2 tRNA genes and 3 rRNA genes are annotated in these 5,699 nt (G+C 51.9%); all 5 read right to left on the bottom strand.

What is annotated here, in order from left to right:
* Positions 1-2: 2 nt before the first annotated feature.
* Positions 3-118: ribosomal RNA gene (gene rrf, locus AC27HQ_RS16780) — 5S ribosomal RNA — on the bottom strand.
* Between the two features lie 139 nt (positions 119-257).
* Positions 258-3,147: ribosomal RNA gene (locus tag AC27HQ_RS16775) — 23S ribosomal RNA — on the bottom strand.
* 295 nt (positions 3,148-3,442) lie between these two features.
* Positions 3,443-3,518: transfer RNA gene (locus AC27HQ_RS16770), tRNA-Ala, on the bottom strand.
* Positions 3,519-3,544: 26 nt separating this feature from the next.
* Positions 3,545-3,621, bottom strand: a tRNA-Ile gene (locus tag AC27HQ_RS16765).
* A gap of 145 nt (positions 3,622-3,766) precedes the next feature.
* A 16S ribosomal RNA gene (locus AC27HQ_RS16760) occupies positions 3,767-5,303 on the bottom strand.
* The 16S, 23S and 5S rRNA genes sit together here with 2 tRNA genes alongside, the layout of an rRNA operon.
* Positions 5,304-5,699 lie beyond the last annotated feature (396 nt).

Here is a 5,699-nt window from a genome sequence, read left to right as displayed (position 1 = left end):
GCGCTTGACGATGACCTACTCTCACATGGGGAAACCCCACACTACCATCGGCGATGCATCGTTTCACTTCTGAGTTCGGGATGGGATCAGGTGGTTCCAATGCTCTATGGTCGTCAAGCAATTCGTTGCTGTGCGTTGTTTAGTCCACACGGCGTAAAGGGGTGGGTTGGTGATAGAAGATAGTGGTACCTGTAATCTCGTGCAAATTCTGATTGTCGCTGTATGTCTGCCATACCACCAAATTGCTTGGGTGTTATATGGTCAAGCCACACGGGCAATTAGTACTGGTTAGCTCAACGCCTCACAACGCTTACACACCCAGCCTATCAACGTCGTAGTCTTCGACGGCCCTTTAGGGGAGTCAAGCTCCCGGTGAGATCTCATCTTGAGGCAAGTTTCCCGCTTAGATGCTTTCAGCGGTTATCTTTTCCGAACGTAGCTACCCGGCAATGCCACTGGCGTGACAACCGGAACACCAGAGGTTCGTCCACTCCGGTCCTCTCGTACTAGGAGCAGCCCCTCTCAAATCTCAAACGTCCACGGCAGATAGGGACCGAACTGTCTCACGACGTTCTAAACCCAGCTCGCGTACCACTTTAAATGGCGAACAGCCATACCCTTGGGACCGGCTTCAGCCCCAGGATGTGATGAGCCGACATCGAGGTGCCAAACACCGCCGTCGATATGAACTCTTGGGCGGTATCAGCCTGTTATCCCCGGAGTACCTTTTATCCGTTGAGCGATGGCCCTTCCATACAGAACCACCGGATCACTAAGACCTACTTTCGTACCTGCTCGACGTGTTGGTCTCGCAGTCAAGCGCGCTTTTGCCTTTATACTCTACGCACGATTTCCGACCGTGCTGAGCGCACCTTCGTACTCCTCCGTTACTCTTTGGGAGGAGACCGCCCCAGTCAAACTACCCACCATACACTGTCCTCGATCCGGATAACGGACCAGAGTTAGAACCTCAAAGTTGCCAGGGTGGTATTTCAAGGTTGGCTCCACGCGAACTAGCGTCCACGCTTCAAAGCCTCCCACCTATCCTACACAAGCAAATTCAAAGTCCAGTGCAAAGCTATAGTAAAGGTTCACGGGGTCTTTCCGTCTAGCCGCGGATACACTGCATCTTCACAGCGATTTCAATTTCACTGAGTCTCGGGTGGAGACAGCGCCGCCATCATTACGCCATTCGTGCAGGTCGGAACTTACCCGACAAGGAATTTCGCTACCTTAGGACCGTTATAGTTACGGCCGCCGTTTACCGGGGCTTCGATCAAGAGCTTCGCCGAAGCTAACCCCATCAATTAACCTTCCGGCACCGGGCAGGCGTCACACCCTATACGTCCACTTTCGTGTTTGCAGAGTGCTGTGTTTTTAATAAACAGTTGCAGCGGCCTGGTATCTTCGACCGGCATGGGCTTACGTAGTAAATACTTCACCCTCACCGGCGCACCTTCTCCCGAAGTTACGGTGCCATTTTGCCTAGTTCCTTCACCCGAGTTCTCTCAAGCGCCTTGGTATTCTCTACCTGACCACCTGTGTCGGTTTGGGGTACGATTTCTAGTTACCTGAAGCTTAGAGGCTTTTCCTGGAAGCATGGCATCAACCACTTCGCATTCTAAAAGAACGCTCGTCATCAGTTCTCGGTCTTAAGCGCCCGGATTTTCCTAAGCACTCAACCTACCACCTTAAACACGGACAACCAACGCCGTGCTGGCCTAGCCTTCTCCGTCCCCCCATCGCAGTAACTACAAGTACGGGAATATTAACCCGTTTCCCATCGACTACGCCTTTCGGCCTCGCCTTAGGGGTCGACTCACCCTGCGTCGATTAACGTTGCGCAGGAACCCTTGGTCTTCCGGCGTGGGAGTTTTTCACTCCCATTGTCGTTACTCATGTCAGCATTCGCACTTCTGATACCTCCAGCCAACTTCTCAATTGACCTTCACAGGCTTACAGAACGCTCCTCTACCGCTCATCATAAGATGAACCCGTAGCTTCGGTGTATGGTTTGAGCCCCGTTACATCTTCCGCGCAGGCCGACTCGACTAGTGAGCTATTACGCTTTCTTTAAAGGATGGCTGCTTCTAAGCCAACCTCCTAGCTGTCTAAGCCTTCCCACATCGTTTCCCACTTAACCATAACTTTGGGACCTTAGCTGACGGTCTGGGTTGTTTCCCTTTTCACGACGGACGTTAGCACCCGCCGTGTGTCTCCCGTGCTGACACTCACTGGTATTCGGAGTTTGCATGGGGTTGGTAAGTCGGGATGACCCCCTAGCCCAAACAGTGCTCTACCCCCAGTGGTGATACACGAGGCGCTACCTAAATAGCTTTCGAGGAGAACCAGCTATCTCCGAGCTTGATTAGCCTTTCACTCCTATCCACAAGTCATCCGCTAACTTTTCAACGGTAGTCGGTTCGGTCCTCCAGTGCCTGTTACGGCACCTTCAACCTGCCCATGGATAGATCGCCCGGTTTCGGGTCTATACCCTGCGACTAAACGCCCTATTAAGACTCGGTTTCCCTACGCCTCCCCTAGACGGTTAAGCTCGCCACAGAATATAAGTCGCTGACCCATTATACAAAAGGTACGCAGTCACGGAACAAGTCCGCTCCCACTGCTTGTACGCATACGGTTTCAGGTTCTATTTCACTCCCCTCACAGGGGTTCTTTTCGCCTTTCCCTCACGGTACTGGTTCACTATCGGTCAGTCAGGAGTATTTAGCCTTGGAGGATGGTCCCCCCATGTTCAGACAACGTTTCACGTGCGCCGTCCTACTCGTTTTCACAGCTAAGAGCCTTTCGTGTACGGGGCTATCACCCACTACGGCCGCCATTTCCAGGGCGTTCCACTAAACTCTAAACTGCTTAAGGGCTGCTCCCCGTTCGCTCGCCACTACTTGGGGAATCTCGGTTGATTTCTTTTCCTCGGGGTACTTAGATGTTTCAGTTCCCCCGGTTCGCCTCACACACCTATGTATTCAGTGTGTGATACCTAGCTTATGCTAAGTGGGTTTCCCCATTCAGAAATGTCCGGATCATAGCTTGTTTGCCAGCTCCCCGAACCTTATCGCAGGCTACAACGTCTTTCATCGCCTCTGACTGCCAAGGCATCCACCGTATGCGCTTATTCACTTGACCATATAACCCCAAACAATCTGTTGTCAGCAGTAAACTGCCGGCACCGATTATTCAAAGCTATATGAAAGACATGATTCACGACAATCCGGAACTTGCGTTGAGATTACAAGTTACCTTAGCCATAACGTGTGCAGTGAAACACCCGTTATGTCTATCTTTCTATCACTTTCCCACATTGTTAAAGAGCGACTGGTACAAAGACCAGACATCAACAATTCACCCAGGCTATCCCGGTAATTGTTCATGTATGAACTCTGCCATCTAGCGATCGGCTTTTGCTTCTCCGTTCAGGTCTTGGTGGAGCCAAGCGGGATCGAACCGCTGACCTCCTGCGTGCAAGGCAGGCGCTCTCCCAGCTGAGCTATGGCCCCTATAAAAGACCCTACACCTCGACAATTGGTGGGTCTGGGCAGATTCGAACTGCCGACCTCACCCTTATCAGGGGTGCGCTCTAACCAACTGAGCTACAGACCCAATTGCCCGGGTACGCTCGAAACAGCTGACAACCTCATCAGCCATTGCGGGTGAACTGTAGCTTGAGAGCTAAAGACCCTATCGCTTCTTAATGAATCAAGTAATTCGTGTGAGTGCTTGACCGAATGGCCTGTGATCTGTCGATTAAGGAGGTGATCCAGCCGCAGGTTCCCCTACGGCTACCTTGTTACGACTTCACCCCAGTCATGAATCACACCGTGGTAACCGTCCTCCCGAAGGTTAGACTAGCTACTTCTGGTGCAACCCACTCCCATGGTGTGACGGGCGGTGTGTACAAGGCCCGGGAACGTATTCACCGTGGCGTTCTGATCCACGATTACTAGCGATTCCGACTTCATGGAGTCGAGTTGCAGACTCCAATCCGGACTACGAGAGGTTTTATGGGATTAGCTCCACCTCGCGGCTTGGCAACCCTTTGTACCCCCCATTGTAGCACGTGTGTAGCCCTGGCCGTAAGGGCCATGATGACTTGACGTCATCCCCACCTTCCTCCGGTTTGTCACCGGCAGTCTCCTTAGAGTGCCCACCATAACGTGCTGGTAACTAAGGACAAGGGTTGCGCTCGTTACGGGACTTAACCCAACATCTCACGACACGAGCTGACGACAGCCATGCAGCACCTGTGTCTGAGTTCCCGAAGGCACCAATCCATCTCTGGAAAGTTCTCAGCATGTCAAGGCCAGGTAAGGTTCTTCGCGTTGCTTCGAATTAAACCACATGCTCCACCGCTTGTGCGGGCCCCCGTCAATTCATTTGAGTTTTAATCTTGCGACCGTACTCCCCAGGCGGTCAACTTAGTGCGTTAGCTGCGCCACTAAGAACTCAAGGTTCCCAACGGCTAGTTGACATCGTTTACGGCGTGGACTACCAGGGTATCTAATCCTGTTTGCTCCCCACGCTTTCGCACCTCAGTGTCAGTATCAGTCCAGGTAGTCGCCTTCGCCACTGGTGTTCCTTCCTATATCTACGCATTTCACCGCTACACAGGAAATTCCACTACCCTCTACCGTACTCTAGCCAAGCAGTTATGGATGCAGTTCCCAGGTTGAGCCCGGGGATTTCACACCCATCTTACTTAGCCACCTACGCGCGCTTTACGCCCAGTAATTCCGATTAACGCTTGCACCCTCTGTATTACCGCGGCTGCTGGCACAGAGTTAGCCGGTGCTTATTCTGTCGGTAACGTCAAAACTGCAGAGTATTAATCTACAGCCCTTCCTCCCAACTTAAAGTGCTTTACAATCCGAAGACCTTCTTCACACACGCGGCATGGCTGGATCAGGCTTGCGCCCATTGTCCAATATTCCCCACTGCTGCCTCCCGTAGGAGTCTGGACCGTGTCTCAGTTCCAGTGTGACTGATCATCCTCTCAGACCAGTTACGGATCGTCGCCTAGGTGAGCCTTTACCCCACCTACTAGCTAATCCGACCTGGGCTCATCTGATAGCGCAAGGTCCGAAGATCCCCTGCTTTCTCCCGTAGGACGTATGCGGTATTAGCGTCCGTTTCCGAACGTTATCCCCCACTACCAGGCAGATTCCCAGGTATTACTCACCCGTCCGCCGCTCTCAAGGGAAGCAAGCTCCCCTCTACCGCTCGACTTGCATGTGTTAGGCCTGCCGCCAGCGTTCAATCTGAGCCATGATCAAACTCTTCAGTTAAAAACTGATTGGGTTTTGAGAAAACCCTAAACTTGGCTCAGCTTTATTACAAAAAACTCAGTGAATTCACAGAGTAACTTGCTTAGGCTGATAATCTTTTTGATCATCAGACCATTCGGCAAGCACCCACACGAATTACTTGATTCACATTGTTAAAGAGCGATTCGGTTCGCGTTTCCGCTTAACCAAGGCCGCGTATCTTACGCTAACCTTCTAATCTGTCAAGCATTTTTGTGAGAATTTAATTCATCACATCCCTGCTCGTTCGGCCCAACTCAACTCGCGTTTCGCTTGACCGGGAGGCGCATTCTACAGGAGACCAAACCCCTGTCAACCGCTCCGTTGAAACTTTTCTGACCGAAGCCAGATAACTGAAATGGCGGTACTGCCAACCTT

Source organism: Halopseudomonas sp. 4NH20-0008, from assembly GCF_057548395.1.
The sequence above is the reverse complement of the archived record's forward strand: the minus strand, read 5'-3'. Positions and strand labels throughout refer to the sequence as shown.